Here is a 21,198-nt window from a genome sequence, read left to right as displayed (position 1 = left end):
GCCGCGAGCACCCCCGCGCCCTCGGCACCCGCCGCGGATGCACCCCGTCCCACTTCGGCTCGACCCGGCCCGCGTCCCGCGGCGCCGGCCGCGCCGGAGCCGACCCCGGAGCCCGCCGCACCGGCGGCGCCCACCGCACCCGCGGCTCCCACCGCGAGCGCGGCACCGTCGGCGCCCGAGGCGGCGGCGCCCGCCGCTCCGGCGGCACGTCCGGGCCCGCGCCCGGCCGGCCCCAAGCCCGGTCCGCGCACCCCGAAGGTGGGCAACAACCCGTTCTCCTCGCAGGCTCCCGTCGAGCGTGCGCCGCGTCCGCAGCCGGGCCCCGGTGGCCCGCGTCCGCAGGGCGGCGCCCGTCCGGCTCCCGGCCAGGGCGGTCCCCGTCCGCAGGGCGGCGCCCGTCCGGCTCCCGGCCAGGGCGGTCCCCGTCCCCAGGGCGGTCGCCCGGCGGCCGGCCCCGGCGGCCCGCGTCCGACCCCGGGCAGCATGCCTCCCCGCCCGAACCCCGGTGCCATGCCCTCGCGCGCTGCGCGTCCGGCGGCACAGGGCCGTCCCGGCCCCGGTGGCCGTGGTGGGCCCGGTGGTCGTCCCGGCGGCGGTGGCGGTGGCTACCGCGGTGGTCCCGGCGGCGGTGCCGGTGCAGGCACGGGTGCTCCCGCGGGCGGTTTCCGCGGTCGTCCCGGTGGCGGCGGCGGTCGTGGCCGTCCCGGCGGCACCGCGGGTGCCTTCGGTCGTCCCGGTGGCGCCCCGCGTCGTGGCCGTAAGTCGAAGCGGGCGAAACGCGCCGAGTACGAAAGCATGCAGGCGCCGATCGCCGGTGGCGTCCGTTTGCCCCGTGGCGGTGGCGAGACGATCCGTCTCGCCCGCGGCGCGTCGCTGAGCGACTTCGCCGAGAAGATCGACGCGAACCCGGCATCGCTGGTCCAGGCGCTGTTCAACCTGGGCGAGATGGTCACCGCCACCCAGTCGGTGAACGAGGAGACCCTCGTGCTGCTGGGCGAGGAGATGAACTACGTCGTCCAGGTCGTCAGCCCCGAGGACGAGGACCGCGAGCTGCTCGACAGCTTCGACCTCACCTACGGCGAGGACGAGGGCGACGAGGACGACCTCGAGCAGCGCCCGCCGGTGGTCACCGTCATGGGTCACGTCGATCACGGTAAGACCCGACTGCTGGACACGATCCGTAAGGCGAACGTCCGCGAGGGCGAGGCCGGTGGCATCACGCAGCACATCGGTGCCTACCAGGTGCTCACCGAGCTCGACGGCAACGAGCGTCTGATCACGTTCATCGACACCCCGGGTCACGAGGCGTTCACCGCCATGCGTGCCCGTGGTGCGAAGGCCACCGACCTCGCGATCCTCGTGGTCGCGGCCGACGACGGCGTCATGCCGCAGACGGTGGAGGCCATCAACCACGCGCAGGCGGCCGACGTGCCGATCGTCGTCGCGGTGAACAAGATCGACAAGGAGGGCGCGCAGCCGGAGAAGATCCGCGGCCAGCTCACCGAGTACGGCCTGATCCCCGAGGAGTACGGCGGCGACACGATGTTCGTCGACATCTCCGCGAAGCAGGGCACGAACGTCGAGGCGCTGCTCGAAGCGGTGCTGCTGACGGCCGACGCCTCGCTGGACCTGCGGGCCAACCCCGACATGGACGCGCAGGGCGTCGCGATCGAGGCGCACCTCGACCGCGGCCGCGGCCCCGTGGCCACCGTGCTCATCCAGCGCGGCACCCTGCGGGTCGGCGACTCGATCGTGGCGGGCGACGCCTACGGTCGCGTCCGGCGCATGGTCGACGAGAACGGCGACGACATCACGGAGGCACTGCCTTCGCGTCCCGCCCAGGTCATCGGCTTCACCTCGGTGCCCGGCGCAGGCGACAACCTGCTCGTGGTCGACGAGGACCGGATCGCCCGGCAGATCGCCGACCGGCGCGCGGCGCGCAAGCGCAACGCCCTGGCGGCCAAGTCGCGCAAGCGCGTCTCGCTGGAGGATCTGGATGCCGCGCTGAAGGAGACCAGCCAGCTCAACCTCATCCTCAAGGGCGACAACTCGGGCACCGTGGAGGCGCTCGAGGAGGCCCTGCTGGGGATCGAGATCGACGACGAGGTGCAGCTGCGGGTCATCGATCGCGGTGTCGGTGGCGTCACGGAGACCAACATCAACCTGGCGTCCGCGTCGAACGCGATCATCATCGCCTTCAACGTGCGGGCCGAGGGCAAGGCCACCGAGCTCGCCAACCGCGAGGGCGTGGAGATCCGGTACTACTCGGTGATCTACCAGGCGATCGACGAGGTCGAGGCCGCGCTCAAGGGCATGCTCAAGCCGGTCTACGAGGAGAAGGAGCTCGGCCAGGCCGAGATCCGCGCGATCTTCAAGTCGTCCAAGGTGGGCAACATCGCGGGTTGCATGGTCCAGTCCGGGATCATGCGCCGCAACGCGAAGGCGCGCCTGCTCCGCGATTCGAAGGTCGTGGCCGAGAACCTCACGGTCACCTCGCTCAAGCGCGAGAAGGACGACGCGACCGAGGTCCGCGAGGGCTACGAATGCGGTCTGACGCTCTCGTACTCCGACATCAAGGTCGGCGACGTGATCGAGACCTACGAGCTGGTCGAGAAGCCGCGCGACTGATGTTCCTTCGGCCGGGTGGCCCGACAGATGTTCACAGGTGTCATTGAGATAGATCTGCTGCTGGGCGACGTGCACTCGCTCAAGCACAAGCGTTCCGTGCTCCGGCCGATCCTCGCGGAGCTGCGCCGGTTCTCCGTCAGCGCCGCCGAGGTGGGCTACCAGGACCTGCATCGACGCGCCCTGATCGGCGTCGGGCTCGTCGGGCCGGATGCGGGCCACGTCGGGGAGGTCCTCGATCGGTGCGAACGCACCGCCGCGGGGCACCCCGAGGTGGAATTGTTGTCGGTGCGGCGGCGCCTCTGGGGGCCGGAGGACTGAAGCGCCCGACACGGGATTGAGTGTGGTGGACGCAGGTGCCGACGCTGCAGTCCCACACCGGGATATGCTCGCTGTTCCATCGGTTGATCACACCGTTCCACTGATCGACCGTTCGACGCGTAAGGGAGGGACTGGCCATGGCTGACCCGGCACGGGCCGCTCGGCTCGCCAAGCGGATCGGGACCATCGTCGCGACCGCGATCGAGCACGACATCAAGGATCCGCGGCTCGACTACGTCACCGTCACCGATACCCGCGTGACCAACGACCTGCACGACGCGACGGTCTTCTACACCGTCATGGGCCCGACGCTCGACGTCGAGCCCGACTACGAGGCGGCCGCCGCCGGCCTGGAGAAGGCCCGCGGCCAGCTCCGCAGCAAGGTCGGCGCGGGCACGGGTGTGCGGTTCACGCCCACCCTGCGGTTCGAGCTCGACGGGGTGCCCGCCGCCGTCGCGAACATGGAGGCGCTGCTCGCCAAGGCCCGTGAGCAGGACGAGCGGGTCGCCGCCGTCGCCGCCACCGCGAAGCCCGCGGGCGAGGCGGACCCCTACAAGCACGACGACGAGGACGCCGACGACGAACCGGACGGGGCCGAGCGGTGACAGACGCCGCCGCCGCTGCGGCGGCGCTGGACGGTGCGCGGAGCGTGGCGGTGTACTGCCACGTGCGCCCCGACGCGGACACCCTCGGCTCGGGACTGGGCCTGGCGCGGGTGCTGCGCGCCCGCGGCGCCCACGTCACCGTCAGCCATCCGGGCCCGGACCTGCCGTCCGGGATCGGCCTGCTCCCCGGCGTCGACGGCTTCACCGCGCCGAACGCGGATGCGGAGGTCGCCGTCGCGGTCGATTGCGCCAGTTCGGAGCGGCTCGCGGGACTCGAGGAGTCCTTCCACGGCCACCCCGTGCGGGTGGTCATCGACCACCACGCGACGAACACCGGATTCGGCACCGTCGACCTGATCGACCCGGCTGCCAACTGCACCACCGAGCTCGTGCTCGCGGTCATCGACGCGCTCGGCGCGGAGCTGGACGCGGGGACGGCCGACTGCCTGTACGCCGGGCTGATCACCGACACGGGCTCGTTCCGCTGGGCGACGCCCGCCGGGCACGTCGTGGCGGGCCGCCTGCTCGCCGCGGGCGCGCGCGGGCGCGAGCTCTCGCGCGACCTGCTCGACAGCCACCCCCGCGCATGGTTCTCGATGGTCGCCGCGGTGCTGGGTTCCGCGACCGCGGTTCCCGAGGCCTTCGGCGGACGGGGCGCGGTGTACGCCGTGTGCCGCGCGGCCGATCGCGGGCCGCTCGGCTGGGACGCCGCGGAATCGCTCATCGACCTGCTGCGCACCGCCGAGGACTGCGAGGTCGCCGCCCTTTTCAAGGAGAGCGACAGCGGCGAATGGTCCGCCTCGCTGCGGGCGCGCACCGATCTCGACGTCTCGGAAGTGGCGCGCGGCTTCGGCGGCGGCGGCCACCGGCTCGCCGCGGGCTACTCCGCCACCGGGACGAGCGACGACGTGGTCGTCGCCTTCCTCGCCCGGGTCTGATCTCCCGTATGACGGGAACCGCGTGACCGAGACCGCAGCCGTGCCCACCGGGCTCGGCCGGCGCATCGTCGGCCAGGCACTGCCCGCCCTCGGGGTACTCGCCGCGGAACCCCTGTACCTGCTGTGGGACACGGCCGTCATCGGTCGCCTGGGCGCGTTGCCGCTGGCCGGCCTCGCGGTCGGCGGCCTCATCCTCGCCACCGTCTCCACGCAGCTGACCTTCCTCTCCTACGGCACCACCTCGCGCTCGGCCCGCCGCTACGGCGCGGGCGACCCCGGCGGCGCCGTCGTCGAGGGCGTGCAGGCGACGTGGATCGCGCTCGCCGTGGGCACCGTCCTACTGGCCCTCGTGCAGGGCTTCGCCGGCCCGATCACACGGGTGATCGCCGGCCGCGCGGAGATCGCCGAGGCCGCCGAGTCGTGGCTTCGCGTGGCCTCCTTCGGGATCCCGCTGATCCTGATCACGATGGCCGGGAACGGCTGGCTCCGCGGCGTGCAGCGGCCCCGCGCGCCCCTGGTCTTCGTACTGGTCGGGCTGGGCCTGTCGACGGTGCTGTGCCCCGCCCTCGTCTTCGGCTGGGGCGGTGCGCCCGAGCTCGGCCTGGTCGGCTCCGCGTGGGCGAACCTCGCCGGGCAGATCGTGAGCGGGCTGCTCTTCCTCGGCGCCGTCGTGCGAGCGGCCCGGGCGGGCGGGGGCGGCTCGGTCGCGGCGCTGCAGCCGCGCCCGGATCTGGTGCGGGCGCAACTCGTGCTGGGCCGCGACCTGATCGTGCGCAGCCTCTCCTTCCAGATCTGCTTCATCTCGGCGGGCGCGGTGGCCGCGCGGGCGGGCGCGCAGTACGTGGGCGCACACCAGATCGCGATGCAGCTGTGGAACTTCGTGGCACTCGTGCTGGACTCCCTGGCCATCGCCGCGCAGACGCTCGTCGGCGCCGCCCTCGGGGCGGGCAACACCGGCGCGGCGCGGTCCCTTGGCCGCCGGGTCACCGCGTGGTCGACGGTCTTCGCGGTGGGGATCGCCGCGGCGCTCGCCGCGCTGCAGGGCGTGCTGCCGCGGCTGTTCACCACCGACGCCGCCGTCCTCGACGCCCTCACCGTGCCGTGGTGGTTCCTCGTCGGGATGATCCCCGTGGCGGGGGTGGTCTTCGCGCTCGACGGGGTGCTCCTCGGGGCCGCCGACGCCGCCTACCTCCGGTCCGCGACGATGGCCGCGGCGCTCGTCGGCTTCCTGCCGCTGATCTGGCTGTCGTACGCCTTCGGCTGGGGACTGGCCGGGATCTGGTCGGGCCTGGCGGCGTTCATGGTGCTCCGCTGCGCCGCCGTGGTCGTCCGCTTCCAGGGGCACCGGTGGGAACGGGTGGGCACCGCGCCGGCGTGACCGGCTTGCAATGCGGCCCCGAATACGATCGGATAGCGCATATGGCATTCACTGTGATCACGAGCACGGCCGCGTTCCGCAAGACCCTCGCCGGTGCGGCGGTCCTCGCGGCGTGCGGCGCGGCGGTCGCCTGCACCCCGTCGGACCCCGAGTCGGTGCCCTCCTTCACCGTGAATCCCTCGGCGGCGCAGAGCGCGCCCGCGAGCCCGTCGTCCCGCGCGTCGTCCTCCGCCTCGGCGGCGGCCACCACCACGGCGCCCGCCCCGACGGCCACCCAGGAGCAGCCGGCGGGCGGCACGCCGTACGTCGCGCCCACCACGACCTATCCGACGGCGGAGACGACGACGGCCGCCCCGACGACCACCCAGCCGTACCCGACGACCGTGGTCATCCCGCCCGGCATCGACCTGCCGCCGGGCGCGCCGCGCACCATCACCATCCCCCCGGGCCTGCCCTTCCCGCGCTGACCGCGCCTCGGCACGGCCCTCGCGCCGCCCGGGCACGCCTCGGCCCCGGGGCGCGGGCGGCGGTTCGCCGTGGCCGTGCACTCGGGGCCGGGGGAGGGGCGGATCAGCGCGAGGCGCGCGGCGCCCCCTGACCGGGATCGATCTGCACCGGGCCGTCCTTGCCCGGGGTCACGTCGAAGTCGAAGATCGACGTCGGGATGTACACCGTGGCACAGGAGTTCGGGATGTCGACGACGCCGGACAGTCGGCCCTCGATCGGCGCCGCACCGAGCAGCAGGTAGGCCTGCTCCGGGCTGTAGCCGAACTTGGTGAGGTAGTCGATCGCGTGCAGGCAGGCGCGCTGGTACGACAGGTGCGAGTCCAGGTACCGCTGCTCGCCGTCGAGCGTCACCGACGTCCCGGAGAAGGCGAGGAACTGCTCGTACCGGGGGCCCACGTCGCCGCCGGGCAGGAAGATCGCGTTCTCGCTGACGCCGTAGGTCTCCATGCCGCCGGAGATGATGTCGACGTGCAGGTCGATGAAGCCGCCCATCTCGATGGCGCCGCAGAAGGTGATCTCGCCGTCGCCCTGGCTGAAGTGCAGGTCGCCGACCGACAGGTTCGCGCCGTCCACGAACACCGGGTAGAAGACGCGGGTGCCGCGGGTGAGGTTCTTGATGTCCTGGTTGCCGCCGTTCTCGCGCGGCGGCGCGGTGCGCGCGCCCTCCGCGGCGGCCGCGGCGAAGGCGTCGCCGGTGAGGGTGCCGAGGATGGCGTCGTTCGGCTCGGGCGGCAGCGCCAGGGGCGGCACGCGGTCCGGATCGGTCGCGATCAGCGCGGCCTCGCGGGCGTTCCAGCGGGCCAGCAGGTCCTTCGACGGTGCCGTGCCCATCAGGCCCGGGTGGATGATGCCGGTGAAGCTGACGTGCGGCACGTGCCGCGAGGTGGCGGTGTGGCCGGTGAAGTCCCAGACGGCCTTGTAGGCGTCGGGGAACTGGTCGGTCAGGAATCCGCCGCCGTTCTCCTTGGCGAAGATGCCGGTGTAGCCCCAGCCCTGCCCGGCGAGCGGGCCGCTGTCCTCCTGCGGGATCGGGCCCACGTCCACGATGTCCACGATGAGCAGGTCGCCCGGCTTCGCGCCTTCGACGGCGATCGGCCCGGACAGCGTGTGCACCGTCGTCAGCGGCGCGTTGAGGATGTCCTCGGCGGAGTCGTCGTTGTGAATGGCACCGTCGAACCACTCGCGGCAGTGCACCCGGAAGGTGTCGCCGGGCTTGACGGTGACCGCCGGCGGGATGGCGTAGTGCCACCGGTTGTGCCCGATCTTCTCCTGATCGGTGAACTTCTTCGAGGAGTCGAGCGGGAATACGACCTCTGGCATGGGACGGACCTCTCTTCTTCGGTGGACCTTCTCGGGTGGGAACTCAGGGGCGGGGCAGGCGCGCGTGCCGCGGGTCCGACGGTGCCGGCCCCCGGCCCGGACGCGGCGCGCCGGCGGGGGAGCCGACGACGGCCGGTCGTTCGGCGGTGGCCTTCGTGGCGTCGAGGAGCCGCATGGCGCCGCGGTCGGCGCGGCCGATCTGCGGCGCGGTGACCCCGCGCGGGGCCGGATCGCCACAGCGACACGCCGTCGCGTCGGGGACGTCGCGCATGCTGAAGGTCGCGTCGAACGGTCCGCAACGGGCGCAGCGGAATTCATACGTAGGCATGAGTGGACGGTATTCCTTTCGCGGGGCCGCCGGAGGGTAATTACCGAATCGGTAGTGAATCTGGTGGGTATCGTGAGTCCGTGCCAGCCCAGTCGTCCACGCCGCCGCCGAAACGCGCGAGGCCGCCCGTGTCGCGGACCCGCAAGGCGCGGATCGCCCGCCGTCGCGCGAAGCGCGTCGCCGCCGCCGACAACGACCTGACCGGCGCGCAGTGGGACGAGCTCGTCGGCCTGTGGGGCGTGTGCGCTTACTGCGGGGGAGCAGGGCCCTACCAGAAGGACTGCGTGCTCCCGATCTCGCGCGGGGGTCGCTACACCCAGCAGAACGTGGTACCCGCGTGCCGTTCGTGCAATGCGAGCAAGTGCAACTCCGAGGTCACGGGGTGGATGCGGCGCAAGAAGCTCGACGAGCGGGCCTTCCTGCAGGGGCACGCCGAGATCCTGATGCACCTGCGCGAGCGGAACGCCGACGACGGCGCGCCGACCGGGGAGGTCGGCGCACCGTCGGACGCCTGAGCGGGAGACGCGTCCCTACTTCACCGGCGGATCCGCGGGCAGGACGTGCGCGCCCGACTTGTCGGTCGAGAGGGCCAGCGAGCTGATGTACTGCTTCTCGCCGTCGGGGCCGGGCACCGCGGAGGCCGCCATGTCGGGCCGTTCGAACTCGACGCCGGTCACGCAGCACAGGAGCTTCTCGCCCGACGGGTTGCCGTACTCGTCGAACATCGGCAGGTCGATGCCGTCGTCGCCGCGACGCAGGTAGTACTTGCCCCGCGTGGCGACGGCGAGGACCGGCGGCAGCACGAGGGCGAGGACCAGGGCGACCAGCGGCGAGTAGGGCTGCAGGCCCGAGCCGAGGAGCCCGAAGAACGCGGCGATGGAGAGCCCGGCAGCGACGATCACCGAGACGAAGCCGACCGGGTTGATGTCGTAGAGCATGCCGCGTCGGAACTCCGGGACCTTCGGCGAGATCTTCAGCAGGTACTTGTTGATCGCGATGTCGCTGGCGACGGCGACGATCCAGGCGATGCCGCAGTTGGCGTAGAAGTTCAGCAGGTTGTTGAGGAAGCTGAACATGTCGGCCTCCATGAGCACGATCGCGATGACCACGTTGAACACGAGGAAGACCAGGCGGCCGGGGTAGGTCTTGGTGACGCGGGTGAAGCTGTTGGTCCACGCCAGCGAGCCCGAGTAGGCGTTGGTCACGTTGATCTTGATCTGGCTGATCACCACGAGGATCACGGCGAGGGTGAGCGCGAGCCAGTGCGGCAGGAAGTCCTGGTAGATCTCCACGAACTGGTGCACCGGCTGGTTGGCGATGCCGGCGTTGTCGATGGTGATCCCGATCAGGTAGACGGCCAGGAACAGGCCGACGATCTGCTTGATGGCGCCGAAGAAGACCCAGCCGGGGCCCGCGGTGATCACGGCGGTCCACCAGCGCCGCGAGTTCTCGGGGGTCTTGGGCGGCATGAAGCGCAGGTAGTCGATCTGCTCGGCGATCTGCGCGATGAGGGAGAGGCAGACGCCCGCGGCGAGCATGGTGCCCGCGAAGCTGACGCCCTTGTGCAGGGGCTCGCCGGTGGCGGTGTCGATGCCGCCGAAGGCGAAGAAGTCGCCGATGGCCTCGGGATGCTTGAACAGCAGGTAGCCGAACGGCAGCACCATCATCACGAGCCACAGCGGGGTGGTCCACACCTGCAGCTTCGCGAGCGTGTTCATGCCGTAGATCACCAGCGGGATGATCAGCACGGACGACAGGAGGTATCCGAGCCAGAGCGGAATGCCCAGGCCGAGTTCGAGGCCCTGCGCCATGATCGAGCCCTCGAGGGCGAAGAAGATGAACGTGAACGACGCGAAGATCACGTTCGTGAGTACCGAACCGTAGTAGCCGAAGCCGCTGCCGCGGGTGATCAGGTCGAGATCGATGTTGTACCGCGCCGCGTAGTACGCCAGTGGATAACCGGTCAGCACGATGACCAGCGCGAAGAAGCCGATGCCCCACAGTGCGTTGCCGGTGCCGTTGGCGATGCCGATGTTCGCGCCGATGGCGAAGTCGGCCAGGTAGGCGATGCCGCCCAGCGCCGAGGTGGCGACGACGGCGGGCCCCCACTTGCGATAGCTGCGCGGCGCGAACCGCAGGGTGTAGTCCTCGAGCGTCTCGCGCGCGGCGGCGTCGCGGAGCGCGGTCGACGGTGCGCCGTCGGCTTCCGCGGGTTGCAGTGCGGTCACGGTTGTTCCCTTCCGGCCCGCACCACCCGGTGCGGGGTTGGGGAAATCGTGCTGCCGCGGCGTTCAGCGGGGGTGACTGCGTCGTAACGGGTCGGTTACGGCGCCGGGCGGCGTGTGACGGCGGTGTTGCCCGCGTTCGCCTTCGCCACCGCGTCCTCCTTGCGCTTGACCGAGTCCCGGATCTGGTCGATGTTCTCGCGCAGCATGTCGGCGACCAGCTCGTCCGTCCGCTCGTCGGCGAGCACCTGCAGCACCATCCGGAAGGTGGTGTCGACGATCAGCTGGATGATCTCGTCGTGGAACGGGATGTACTTGACCCGCCTGGTCTGCGGGTCGTTCTTGATCGTCTCCAGGATCATGCCCGTCATCTCGGGCTTGTTCTCCTCGAGCGCGGCCGCGATGTTCTTGGTGTAGTGCCCGGACTTGAGCACCTCGGCGACCTCGTCGAGGACGGCGACGGTGATCGGGCGCTTGACGGCGTCGACGACGGTGTCGGTGGCGCGGTTGACGACGGCCGCGGTGATCCGGTCGCCGTAGAGCCGGTCGATCGCCCGCGCGAGCCGGGCCAGGGCCACCGCGATGCGGATCAGTCGGAACAGTCGCGGCGCGGGGCTCGGCACGATCAGCGCGGGGATCATGCCGAGGATCTCGTACCAGTTGACGAGGAGGAACCGGCGATGCCAGCCCACCTGGCGCCACCGCCACAGGAACTCGGCGGCGAAGACCGCACAGATCACGGCGTCGACGATGAGGACCGTCCGGAGAGTGGTCGGGGAGACGTCGAAGAACGTGATCCACACGATCAGCCCCACGGAGACGAAGGCCAGCGCGACCATGGCCCAGTCGGTCCACAGGACGGGCGGCTTCCGCGGGTACGGAGCGAGTCGGGCGTCGGTCGTGGCGTTCATCGCGTCCGACACTACTGAGCGGCCGCGCGCCCGGGGGCCGGTCCGCACGGACCGGCCCCCGGGGACGCGATCACGCCGCGGGAGGCAGGTGCCGCTGCACGTCGTCGATGATGCGGCCCGCGCCGAGCACGCCGATCCCCACCATCCAGGTCTCGTCGTCGACCGCGAACGCGCGGTTCGCGGCCACGGCGGGCAGCGCGCCCCAGCGGTCGGTCACGGTCCGCTGGGTGGCGGACGAGTTCGCGCCGGGGGTGTGGAAGACGTAGTCGCCGTTGATCTCCGCGAAGTTCTCCAGCGACGGCTCGATCATCGAGTACTCGCCCCACGGCTTCGGCGGGATGCTGAAGCCCATCGCGGTGATCACGCTCCCGGAGAAGGTGCCGGGGCCGTAGATCCGGAACGTGCCGTTCGCCCGCCACCGCACGATCGAGACCGACTTGCCGGGGGCCCCGACCTTGCGGCCCACCTCGGCGGCGCGCGCGTCGAGCGCGGCGAGCTGTGCGGCCATCTGATCCGTGCGGTTCACCGCCAGTGCGGTGATGTTCGCCTGCTCCTTCCAGTTGGTGCCGGTGTCCACCGAGTACACGGTGGGGGCGATGGCGGAGAGCTGCTGGTAGAGCTTCTCGTGCCGGACCTTCGAGCCGATGATGAGATCGGGCCGGAGCTTCGCGATCGCCTCGATGTCGGGACCGGCGATCAGGCCCACGTTCTCCGTGCCGTCGAGCTTGTCGCGCAGGTATCCGGGGAAGCCCTCGTTCGCGGCCGCGACGGCGGCGCCGACCGGCTTGATGCCCAGCGCGACCAGGGCGTCCGTGTGCGGCGAGTCGATGACGACGATGCGCTGCGGGTTCGCCGGTACCTGGGTCTCGCCCATGGCGTGGGCGACGGTGCGCGTCTGGGCGGGTGCGGCGTCGCCGCCGCCGGATCCGCACGCGGTGAGCGTCACGGCGGTCGCCACCGAGAGGGTGGCGGCGAGGAATCGGCGGCGGTTCGGTCCTGATGCGATCGTCATGCCGGAAAGATAGCATTCGGTTAGGCTTGCCTTGGTGTTCGGTCGGGGTGTGCGATCTCCCCGGCGCCGCCCGGTAGCGTGGAGGGGTGGCGAAGCTCTGGGCGATCAGTGACCTGCACGTCGGGCACCGAGGGAACGAGGGCGTCGTCGACAAGGTGTGGCCCGAGTCGCCCGACGACTGGCTGATCCTCGCGGGCGACCTCTGCGAACGCACCGACCAGCTCGACGAGGTGCTCGCCGCCATCGCTCCGCGGTTCGCAACGGTGATCTGGGTCCCGGGGAATCACGAGCTCTACACCACCTCGAAGGACCCGATGCAGGTCTTCGGCGAGGCCCGGTACGACCACCTGGTGGAGATCTGCCGGCACCACGGCGTCCTCACGCCGGAGGACCCGTTCCCGGTGTTCGAGGACGCCGACGCCGGGCCCGTCACGATCGTCCCGATGTTCCTGCTCTACGACTACAGCTTCCGCGACGAGGGGCTGACCGTGCTGCAGGCGCTGGCCCGAGCGAAGGAGAAGAGCGTCGTCGCGACCGACGAGTTCCTGCTCTCGCCCGAGCCCTACGCCACCCGCGACGCCTGGTGCCGCGCCCGGCTCGAGTACACCCGCCGTCGGCTCGCCGCCCTGCCCGCCGGCACCCGCACTGTGCTCGTGAACCACTGGCCCCTGCGCCGCGAACCCACCGAGGTGCTCTTCTACCCGGACTTCTCGCTGTGGTGCGGCACCACCGCGACGGCGGACTGGCACGTCGACTACAACGCCGAGGCCGTCGTGTACGGCCACCTGCACATCCCGCGCACCACCTGGTACGACGGGGTGCGGTTCGAGGAGGTCTCGGTGGGCTACCCGCGGGAATGGCAGGAGCGGGGCCTGCCCGAGCCGCTGCTGCGCCGGATCCTGCCGGCGCCGGATTACACCGAGGAGTCGCTCGGGCACTACGGCGTCCACTTCCAGGTGGACCCGAAGTACCGGGACGACCCGGAGAAGTTCGCCGCCGAGCGCGCGAAGGCCCAGGCCCGCCTCGGCGACCGCCGGGTGGCGGCACGGGAACGGATCGCCGAGCGCCGGGCGGCGCGGGCGAAAGAGGGGGAGAAGTGATCCTGCAGTCGATGCTGCCGCGCGGCGTGGTCGCCCGGGAGGCGCACGCCGATCTGGACGCGCCCCTGCATCCGCGCGAGGCGGCGCAGATCGCCAAGGCCGTGCCCAAGCGGCAGGCCGAGTACGCGACGGTGCGCCACCTGGCCCGGGAGGCCCTGGGCGAGTTGGGCATCGGCGACGCCGTCCTCGTCAAGGGCGAGGGCGGCGGGGTGGACTGGCCGCGCAACGTGGTGGGCGCCCTCACGCACTGCGACGGCTTTCGCGGCGCGGTCGTCGGTTACCGGATGGGGGTGCGCACGATCGGCATCGACGCCGAGCCGCATCTCGCCCTGCCCGACAAGGTGCTGCCCACGGTCTCCGTGGAGTCCGAGCGGGAGGTGCTCGCCGCGCGCCCCGACGACGGGCTGCACTGGGACCGCCTGCTGTTCTGCGCCAAGGAGGCCACGTACAAGGCGTGGAACCCGATCACCGGGCGTTGGCTGGGCTTCGAGGATGCGGAGATCACCTTCGACCTCGCCGAGCGCGCCGACGACGCGGCGGAGGGCACCTTCCACTCGCGGATCCTCATCGACGGCAGGACCGTCGACGGCGGCGCGCCGGTCGCTGCGTTCGACGGCCGGTGGCGGATCACCGACGGCCTCATCGTGACCTCGATCGCGGTGGTGTGAGATGACCACCGCCAGGACCTTTCTCGAGCCCGACGGCGCCGGACTCGTCATCGTCGACAAGCCTGCGGGCCTCACCAGCCACGACGTCGTCGCGCGGTGCCGGCGCGCGATGGGCACGCGCAAGGTCGGTCACGCCGGCACCCTCGACCCGATGGCGACGGGCGTGCTGGTGATCGGCATCGAGCGGGCGACGAAGCTGCTGGGCCACCTCGCTCTCACGAGCAAGGCGTACACGGCCACCGTCCGGCTCGGCGCGTCGACGTCCACCGACGACGCCGAGGGCGAGGTCACCGGCGGCGCCCCCGCCGCGGGCCTCGACGAGGACGCCGTGCGCGCCGCGATGGCGCCGCTGACGGGTGACATCGAGCAGGTCCCGAGCTCGGTGAGCGCCATCAAGGTCGACGGCAAGCGGGCCCACCAGCTGGTGCGCGAGGGGGCGGACGTGCAGCTCAAGGCCCGCCCGGTCACCGTCGACGAGTTCGCGGCGCACGCCTTCCGGCGCGAGGGCGGCTTCCTCGACGTCGACGTGACGGTCGAATGCTCCTCCGGCACGTACGTCCGGGCGCTCGCCCGCGACCTGGGCGCGAGCCTCGGCGTGGGTGGGCACCTGACCGCGTTGCGTCGCACCAGGGTCGGGCCGTACGGGCTCGATCACGCGATCACCCTCGACGACCTCTTCGAGACCCCGCGGTTGTCCTACGGCATCGACGAGGCGATCGCCGCGGGCTTCGCCATCCGCGAGATCACCGAGGAGCAGTCCGTCGACCTCGCGCTGGGTCGATGGCTCGAGCCGGTCGGCCTGCCCGGCGTCTACGCCGCGGCGACCGCCGATGGCCGCGTCTTCGCGCTGCTCCAGGAGTCGGGGAAGCGCGCGAGTTCGGTCTTCGTGGTCCGCCCCGCCGCCTGAGCGGTCAGCCGTCCAGGAATCGAGTCCACGATGCGCGGGGCGTGGACTCGTCGCCGAGCGTGGGCCACGTAGGGCCCTCCGAGGCGAATCCGAGAGTTTCGAGCGCGGGCGCAGCTGACACGTGCCGGTCGGCCACAGCGATCGTCAGCCGTCGGGTTGCTTGGTGCTCCGCGACCGCGCGGCAGGCGGCGATGATCACGATGACCGCCGCGTCCGTCGCCGCGTCGGGTGGGATCCTGTCGATGATCTCCGTCGTGGAGGTCCTCAGGTCGACGGACACCTGTACGTCGCCGACTCGCCGGCCATCCGTGAACGCCTGATACAGCCCGTCGCTCACCGCCTCGAACGTCACTGCGCAAGTGCTGTTCTCGTGCTCGCCGATGCGGAATCGACCGGCGGTCGGCGTCATGGTCATGACCGCGATGGTACCGCAAAAATGTGACTAATCACTCATTTGGGGTGATTTTCTAGGCGAACTAGCCCCGGTGAGTGGCAGGCCCGGGCCGTGCGCATCGTCCTACGGCAACGCCGGATCGATTACTCGCGCAGGCGGGTCCATGTCACCCGCGGCGTGGATTCGTCGCCGCGGGTGGGCCAGGTGGTGCCTTCGCGGCGGAAGCCGATGGTTGCGAGCGCGTCCGTGAGATGTGGGCTGGGGTCGGCCGCGGCTATCGTCAACCGCCGGGTGTCCTGGCGCTCCGCAGCGGCCCGGCATGCGGCGATGATCACGGCGTCGGCCGTTCCGTCGGGCACCTCGTGTGCCGTGCGGTCGATGATCTCGGTCGTCGAGGTCCCCAGGTCGACGGAGATCTGGGCCGCGCCGGCTGGACGGCCGTCGACGTGTGCCTCGTACAGCCCGTCACGCCCTGGCTCGAATTCGACGGTGGTTGCATCGCCGGTGCCCGTGACTCGCGGGAGGGCGTGGAGTGCCTCCTCCGGCCTCGACGGGCGCATGCGAACACGCACCTTGCGTGCGCCGAGGCGGGCGGCTCCGAACGTCGCCGCCGGTGATGGTGCGGCCGCCCTCCGTCGAGGCAGGGGCACCGCCCCGATCGCGTCGAGTGTCGCGGCCAGTCGAGCGCGGGCCTCGGAGGTGTTCTCGATCGCGTAGATCGCGTGATCGGCGGGCTCTCCGGCGTACTCGCGCAGCCGGCGCAGAGTCTGGACGTGCTGGAAACCGACCGATTCTGCGAGGGTGGCCGCGGCGCGGTTCTGCACGCACGCCGGTGCGATGATGCGCGGGACATCCGGGAGCGCGAGGAAGATGTCCAACACGCATATCGCGAGTGCCCATTGCGCGATGGAAGGGGAACTGCGCGGCATTCCTGCGATCCAGATCGAGGACTCGAGGTGGCCCGTCCGTGGGTCCGGTCCGACGTGCTCGACCTGCCCCACCACGCGTGCGCCGGCTCCGTCCCCGGCGATCAGGACCCGGGAGTGGACGACGAACGGGTCGGTACGGGCGGACCACCACTTGTCGGCCCACGCGGTCGACGAGTGTTCCTTGCGCCAATCGGCATTCGCCTGGCCGAAAGCGGGGCGTAGCCGCTCCTCGTGCTCCAAGCAGGTGCGGCGCCACGAGTCGGCATCCGAGAGCCGGGGCGCACGGAGCTCGACGACGTGTTCGCCGATGCGGAAGCGGCCGGAGGCCGACTGAGTTCTCACCCGACAATGCTACTGCAAATACTCTCTGCAGTGACGCGCGAAGAAGTAGGGGAAGTGCGTGAACTCCGTCCTCGTGGTCCGGCCCGCCGCCCGAGCGGTCAAGGTCACTCCGCCCGGAGGCGGGTCCACGATTCGCGCGGCGTGCCCTCGTCCCCGAGCGTCGGTAGGGTCTTTCCCTCGGAGGCGAAGCCGATCGCGGCGAGCGCGTCGCGAGCGGGGGAGTGCCGATCGGCCAGCGCCACGGTGAGGCGCCGGGTGTGCTGGCGTTCCGTCGCGGCGCGGCAGGCGGCGACGATGACCGCGGCCGCGAGGGCGGACGGCGCGTCGGCGCGCAGCCGGTCGATGATCGTGGTCGTCGAGCTCCCGCCGTCGACGTCGATCTCGAGTGCACCGAGCGGCGCACCGTCGACGGTCACGGGATGGCGTCCGTCGCGCGGAGCCCCGAAAGCGATGTCGAGTCCGTCGTCGGTGCGCGCGAGCGACGGGAACGCGCGGGTGGGGACGGCCCGTCCCGCCGCGCGACCGGCACGCAGGCGTCGGACGCCGATCCGGGCCAGGTCGACCGCCGCGTGGGCGGGTGGCAGCGGCGCGCGGCTCGCCGGCAAGGGTTGTGGGTCGACCGAGTCGATGATCCGCTGCAGGTCACGCCGGGATTCGGCGGTGTTGTGCATGACGTAGATGGTGTGATCGACGGGTTCGCCTTCGTAGATGCGCAGTGAGCGCGCGGTCTGGAGATAGGTGAAGCCGAGCGCCTTGGCCAGCGCGAGCGAGCCACGATTCTCCACGGGCTGCACGGCCAGGACCGCCGAGACATGGGGGGACTGCGCGAACGTGTCCAGGACGTTCACAGCCGACATCCAGAGCGTGACCGCCTTCGACTCGGGCAGGCCGACGACCCACGTGAGGGATTCGACGTGTCCGGCGCGCGGGTCGGGTCCGAGCATCGCCTGTTGGCCGACGACCCGCTGGCCCGCGCCATCGTCGACGGTGAGCACGCGTGAGAGCACGGTGGTCTCGGCGTTTCGGGAGCTCCACCACTGCTCCGCCCACGCGGCGGTGGAGTGCTCCGTCGCCCAGTCCGTGTCCGGGGTGGCGAACGCGGGGCGGAGTCGCTCCTCGTGCTCGAGCACCGTGCTCCGCCAGGATCGGGCGTCGGACAGGCGTGGAGCGCGGAGTTCGATGGTGTGGTCGCCGATCCTGTAGCGGCCGGCGTGCGAGGGCATCGTCACGCCCGGCGATGCTACTGCAAACAGTGTTGTGATGCGCTGCGGCGGCTGCATCGAGTGATCGACGACTCACTCCCGGAGCCGGGTCCACGACTCTCGTGGGGTGCGCTCGTCGCCGCGGGACGGGAGCGCGGGCCCTTCGGAGAGGAAGCCGAGGGCGACGAGCTCCTGGGAGGCGGTGGCATGCCGATCGGCCAGCGCGATCGTGGGGCGCCGCGTCCTCTGGCGTGCCGCGGCCGCGCGACACGCGGCGGCGACGACGCCGCCGGCCTCGGGAACCGCGCTCGGGGCGAGCCGGTCGACGATCTCGGTGGTCGAGGTCCCCAGGTCGACGGTCACCTCCAGGTCGCCCATGGGGGCGCCGTCCATGTGCACCCGATACCTCGCATCGCGACCGGCATCGAACGCGACGGTGTGCCGGTCGGCGGTGTGGGTGACGGCCGGCAGGAGCGGGTCCGCGGGCCGCGAGGGTGTCGTGCGCGCACGTAGGCGGCGAACGGCGAGGTGGGCCGCGCCGAACGCCGCGGACACGGACGGCTTCTCGGCCCGCCGTGCGGGCAGGGGTTGCGCGGCGAGCGCGTCCAGGATCCGTTCCAGCTCCACCCGGCTCGCCGCGGAGTTCTCGACGGCGAAGACGTCGTGGTCGACGGGCTCCCCGGCGTACTCGCGGAGCTGGAACAGGGTCTGCACGTGGTGGAAGCCGACCGATCCGAGGAGGGCGATCGCGGGGCGGTTGTGCACGTACACCGGGGCGACGACCCGCGGCACCTCCGGGTGCGTCCGGAGGACGTCGAGCACTGTCGTCGCGAGCGCCCACCGGGACACCGGGGTGGAATGCGGGACGCCGGCGAGCCAGATGGAGCTCTCGACGTGACCGGTGCGCCGGTCCGGCCCCACGTGGTCGACCTGTCCCACCACATGGGCTACGGGACCGTCCTCGGCGACGAGCACCCGGGCGTGTACGACGAACGGGTCGGTGCGCGCCCGCCACCACCGGTCCGCCCAGGCGGCGGCGGAGTGCTCCGTGCTCCAGTCCGTCGTCGCGGTGCCGAACGCGGGGCGCAGGCGCTTCTCGTACAGGAGGTTGGTGGTGCGCCAGGAGTCCGCGTCCCCGAGCCGCGGAGCGCGGAGCTCGAGGACGTGGTCGCCGATCCGGTAGCGACCGGATGCGGGATCGATGCCCACCAGACGGTGTTACTGCAAATTCTCCGGCCCGACGTACTGCGCGGAGGGCCGGATGATCTTGCCCTGGCGGACCTGCTCGAGGATGTTCGCGGTCCAACCGACCACGCGGGCGACGCCGAACGTCGGCGTGAACATGGACGGCGGCAGGCCCACCTCGGTCATCAGCACGCCCGCGTAGAACTCGACGTTCGCGTACAGCCGCCTGCCCGGCTTGAGTTCGTTGATCCCCGTCTCGATCTCGGCCTCGACCGCGCGCGCCCGGCGCACCAGCGGGGAGTCGAACCGGGTCACCACCTCCTTGAGCAGCTCCGACCGCGGGTCGTGCGTGCGGTAGACGGCGTGCCCGAAGCCCATGATCTTCTCGTCGCGGGCGATCTTCCCGCGCACCCAGGCGCGGGTGTTCGCGGGATCGCCGATCTCGTCGAGCGCCGCCAGCGCTCGGCTCGGTGCTCCGCCGTGCAGCGGCCCGAGGAAGGCCCCGAGCGCACCCAGCAGGCACGAGGACATGTCGGAGCCCGTGGAGGCGATCACCCGGCCGGCGAAGGTCGAGGCGTTGAAGCCGTGGTCGATCGTCGCGACCAGGTAGGTCTGCAGCGCGGCCGCGGCGGCCGCGTCCGTGGTCCCGGTCGCCATCCGCAGGTAGTCGGCGGCGTGGTCGGCGTCCGGGTCGGCATCGAGGGGCACCTCGCCCCGGGCCAGACGGTGCGCCGCGGCCAGGATGGCCGGAGTCGCCGCGGCGTACCGCAGCGCGGCCTCGGCCCGTTCGGCCTCCGGCACGTCCATGAGCGGCCGGTCGCCGAGGCCGAGGCCGGCGAGCGCCAGGCGCAGTGCGTGCATCGGCTCGGTATTCGGCCCGACGGTGGCCCGCAGCAGGTCGAGCACGCCGCCCGGCAGGACCCGCAGGGCGCCGGCGCGACGGGCGAAGGCGGCACCGTCGGACGGCCCGGGCAGGCGGCCGAACAGCACGAGGTGCCAGGCGTCCTCGAAGGTGACCTCCGCCGCGAGGCGCGTGGCGTCGTGGCCGCGGTAGTGGAAGTAGCCCTCCTCGCCGCGGACGTCGCCGATCTCGGTGTCGGTCACGATGACGTTCTTGAGCCCGGCCGGGGCGATGAGCGGTGTGGTCATGCCCCGAGTGTGGGCGATGTTGATCAATACCCGCAATGTTGATTCAATCAACTCGTGGACCGGTGGATCACGACCTCGGAGGCCGCGGAGCGGCTCGGGGTCAAACGCGGCACCCTGTACTCCTACGTCAGTCGCGGCGTGCTGCACTCGCGGCGCATGCCGGGGCAAGCGGAGTCGCTGTTCGACCGCACCGAGGTCGACTCCCTCGCCGCGGTCAAGCACGACGGCCGGCGGGAGGCCGACCGCCTGCTCCGGTTCCGGGCCGTGACCACGCGGGTCTCGGCGCTCCGCGGCGACGCGCTGTATCTGCGCGGCCGTCCCATCGCGGAGGTCTGCGCGACGATGGATTTCGCGGCGGCCGCGCGCTTCGCGTTGGAGGCGGACCAGGTCGCCGCCCCGCCGGCCGTCGACCTGGACGTCGCGCGGACGGTAGCGCTCGAGCGCAGGATCCCGCTGGCCGTCGCGCTGCTCGCGGCGCGGGATCCAGTGCGGGCGGACCGGTCCCACGTCGCCGAGCGCACGCTCGGCCTGCTGCCGGTGCTCGCGGGGCTGGTACCGGAGGCCCGCCTCGATCACCACTGGGTCGACGCGCTCGCCACGTGCCTGATCGACAACGGCCTGGCCGCGTCGACGACGGCCGCGCGGGTCGCGGCGTCGGCGCGCGCGGGCTTCTACGACGCGCTGCTGGCCGGGTACGGGGCGATGGCGGGCGTGCTGCACGGCGGCGCGCCGGCAGCCGCCCACGCGATGCTCGGGCGGGTGCTGGACGGCGGCGACATCGACGCGGCGATCGCGGACGCGGCGTGGGGCGGGCACCTCGCGGGCTTCGGCCACATCGTCTACACCGGCGAGGACCCGCGGGCCACCGTCGTGCTGGGCCTGATGAGGGCGGACCGCCCCGACGCACCGGCGCTGCGGGCGGTCGCGGACCTCGCCGCCCGGACCGGCCGGTCCGTCAACATCGACCTCGCGGGAGCGGCGGTCGCGCACACGCTCGGGCTCCCCGCGCGCGCCACCGAGGTGCTGTTCCAGTACGGCCGGACCGTCGGGATGGCGGCGCACATCGCCGAGGAGTACGAGGAGGCGCCGCTGCGCTGGCGGGGCACGAACAGCGGGGGCGTGCGCTGACGCCTGTGGTTCACTAGGTTAGCC

General features: G+C 71.9%; 21 protein-coding genes. 11 read left to right on the top strand and 10 right to left on the bottom strand.

Annotated elements, in window-relative coordinates; genetic code table 11:
- The 6 genes from infB to LB823_RS18045 all read left to right on the top strand — a co-directional run.
- The coding region (gene infB, locus LB823_RS18070) for a translation initiation factor IF-2 (protein WP_224649687.1) at positions 1-2,628 on the top strand (2,628 nt) is incomplete at its 5' end.
- A 27-nt stretch (positions 2,629-2,655) separates the two neighbouring features.
- Positions 2,656-2,946 carry a DUF503 domain-containing protein gene (locus LB823_RS18065; protein ID WP_224649707.1) on the top strand — a complete coding sequence of 97 codons (291 nt, stop codon included), beginning with the start codon at positions 2,656-2,658 and terminating at the stop codon, positions 2,944-2,946.
- Between the two features lie 137 nt (positions 2,947-3,083).
- The gene (gene rbfA / locus LB823_RS18060; protein WP_224649685.1) at positions 3,084-3,551 is read left to right on the top strand and encodes a 30S ribosome-binding factor RbfA; all 468 of its coding nucleotides are present in this window, start codon (positions 3,084-3,086) and stop codon (positions 3,549-3,551) included.
- Positions 3,548-4,489: a bifunctional oligoribonuclease/PAP phosphatase NrnA gene (locus LB823_RS18055; RefSeq protein WP_224649682.1), complete on the top strand. Its 942-nt coding sequence runs from the start codon at positions 3,548-3,550 to the stop codon at positions 4,487-4,489. Before rbfA ends, LB823_RS18055 begins: the two co-directional genes overlap by 4 nt.
- 22 nt (positions 4,490-4,511) lie before the next feature.
- On the top strand, positions 4,512-5,867 hold the full coding sequence (locus LB823_RS18050) for an MATE family efflux transporter (protein ID WP_224649680.1): 1,356 nt from the start codon (positions 4,512-4,514) through the stop codon (positions 5,865-5,867).
- 41 nt (positions 5,868-5,908) lie between these two features.
- Positions 5,909-6,334 (top strand): hypothetical protein, encoded by a 426-nt coding sequence (locus tag LB823_RS18045; protein ID WP_224649678.1) that lies wholly within the window; start codon positions 5,909-5,911, stop codon positions 6,332-6,334.
- 103 nt (positions 6,335-6,437) lie between these two features.
- Here LB823_RS18045 and fmdA read toward each other — a convergent pair whose 3' ends face one another.
- Positions 6,438-7,694, bottom strand: coding sequence for a formamidase (fmdA, locus tag LB823_RS18040; RefSeq protein ID WP_224649676.1), 1,257 nt, complete (start codon positions 7,692-7,694; stop codon positions 6,438-6,440).
- Between the two features lie 43 nt (positions 7,695-7,737).
- On the bottom strand, positions 7,738-8,022 hold the full coding sequence (locus LB823_RS18035) for an FmdB family zinc ribbon protein (RefSeq protein ID WP_224649674.1): 285 nt from the start codon (positions 8,020-8,022) through the stop codon (positions 7,738-7,740).
- 128 nt (positions 8,023-8,150) lie between these two features.
- Between LB823_RS18035 and LB823_RS18030 the strand changes: the two genes are divergently transcribed.
- Positions 8,151-8,537, top strand: a complete 387-nt coding sequence (locus LB823_RS18030) for an HNH endonuclease (protein WP_224649705.1) — start codon at positions 8,151-8,153, stop codon at positions 8,535-8,537.
- Positions 8,538-8,552: 15 nt separating this feature from the next.
- Here the strand turns inward: LB823_RS18030 and LB823_RS18025 are convergent, their stop codons facing one another.
- From LB823_RS18025 to LB823_RS18015, 3 genes are all read right to left on the bottom strand, one after another.
- A complete protein-coding gene (locus tag LB823_RS18025; RefSeq protein WP_374201349.1) occupies positions 8,553-10,250 on the bottom strand; it encodes a cytosine permease in 1,698 nt (565 codons plus the stop codon).
- Positions 10,251-10,345: 95 nt separating this feature from the next.
- Positions 10,346-11,158, bottom strand: a complete 813-nt coding sequence (locus tag LB823_RS18020; RefSeq protein WP_224649671.1) for an ion transporter — start codon at positions 11,156-11,158, stop codon at positions 10,346-10,348.
- Between the two features lie 70 nt (positions 11,159-11,228).
- Positions 11,229-12,170, bottom strand: coding sequence for an ABC transporter substrate-binding protein (locus tag LB823_RS18015; protein WP_224649669.1), 942 nt, complete (start codon positions 12,168-12,170; stop codon positions 11,229-11,231).
- A gap of 86 nt (positions 12,171-12,256) precedes the next feature.
- Here LB823_RS18015 and LB823_RS18010 point away from each other — a divergent pair, with 86 nt between their 5' ends.
- From LB823_RS18010 to truB, 3 genes are read left to right on the top strand one after another with little or no spacing between them, the layout of a single operon-like run.
- The gene (locus LB823_RS18010) at positions 12,257-13,270 is read left to right on the top strand and encodes a metallophosphoesterase (protein WP_224649667.1); all 1,014 of its coding nucleotides are present in this window, start codon (positions 12,257-12,259) and stop codon (positions 13,268-13,270) included.
- On the top strand, positions 13,270-13,938 hold the full coding sequence (locus LB823_RS18005; RefSeq protein WP_308011468.1) for a 4'-phosphopantetheinyl transferase superfamily protein: 669 nt from the start codon (positions 13,270-13,272) through the stop codon (positions 13,936-13,938). Before LB823_RS18010 ends, LB823_RS18005 begins: the two co-directional genes overlap by 1 nt.
- A gap of 1 nt (position 13,939) precedes the next feature.
- Positions 13,940-14,845, top strand: coding sequence for a tRNA pseudouridine(55) synthase TruB (truB, locus tag LB823_RS18000; protein WP_224649655.1), 906 nt, complete (start codon positions 13,940-13,942; stop codon positions 14,843-14,845).
- 4 nt (positions 14,846-14,849) lie between these two features.
- Here the strand turns inward: truB and LB823_RS17995 are convergent, their stop codons facing one another.
- The 5 genes from LB823_RS17995 to LB823_RS17975 all read right to left on the bottom strand — a co-directional run bounded on the left by LB823_RS17995 (position 14,850) and on the right by LB823_RS17975 (position 20,046).
- On the bottom strand, positions 14,850-15,254 hold the full coding sequence (locus tag LB823_RS17995) for a hypothetical protein (protein WP_224649653.1): 405 nt from the start codon (positions 15,252-15,254) through the stop codon (positions 14,850-14,852).
- Positions 15,255-15,382: 128 nt separating this feature from the next.
- Positions 15,383-16,510, bottom strand: coding sequence for a GNAT family N-acetyltransferase (locus LB823_RS17990; RefSeq protein ID WP_224649650.1), 1,128 nt, complete (start codon positions 16,508-16,510; stop codon positions 15,383-15,385).
- A gap of 104 nt (positions 16,511-16,614) precedes the next feature.
- Positions 16,615-17,733, bottom strand: coding sequence for a GNAT family N-acetyltransferase (locus LB823_RS17985; protein ID WP_224649698.1), 1,119 nt, complete (start codon positions 17,731-17,733; stop codon positions 16,615-16,617).
- 72 nt (positions 17,734-17,805) lie between these two features.
- Positions 17,806-18,921 (bottom strand): GNAT family N-acetyltransferase, encoded by a 1,116-nt coding sequence (locus LB823_RS17980; protein ID WP_224649648.1) that lies wholly within the window; start codon positions 18,919-18,921, stop codon positions 17,806-17,808.
- Between the two features lie 9 nt (positions 18,922-18,930).
- On the bottom strand, positions 18,931-20,046 hold the full coding sequence (locus LB823_RS17975; protein ID WP_224649645.1) for a citrate/2-methylcitrate synthase: 1,116 nt from the start codon (positions 20,044-20,046) through the stop codon (positions 18,931-18,933).
- Positions 20,047-20,100: 54 nt separating this feature from the next.
- On the opposite strand from LB823_RS17975, the gene LB823_RS17970 reads away from it, so the two are divergent.
- Positions 20,101-21,174: a citrate synthase gene (locus tag LB823_RS17970; RefSeq protein ID WP_224649633.1), complete on the top strand. Its 1,074-nt coding sequence runs from the start codon at positions 20,101-20,103 to the stop codon at positions 21,172-21,174.
- The last annotated feature ends 24 nt before the right edge of the window (positions 21,175-21,198 follow it).

Origin of the sequence: Tsukamurella sp. M9C (assembly GCF_020169415.1) — a bacterium.
Classification (GTDB): domain Bacteria; phylum Actinomycetota; class Actinomycetes; order Mycobacteriales; family Mycobacteriaceae; genus Tsukamurella.
The sequence above is the reverse complement of the archived record's forward strand: the minus strand, read 5'-3'. Positions and strand labels throughout refer to the sequence as shown.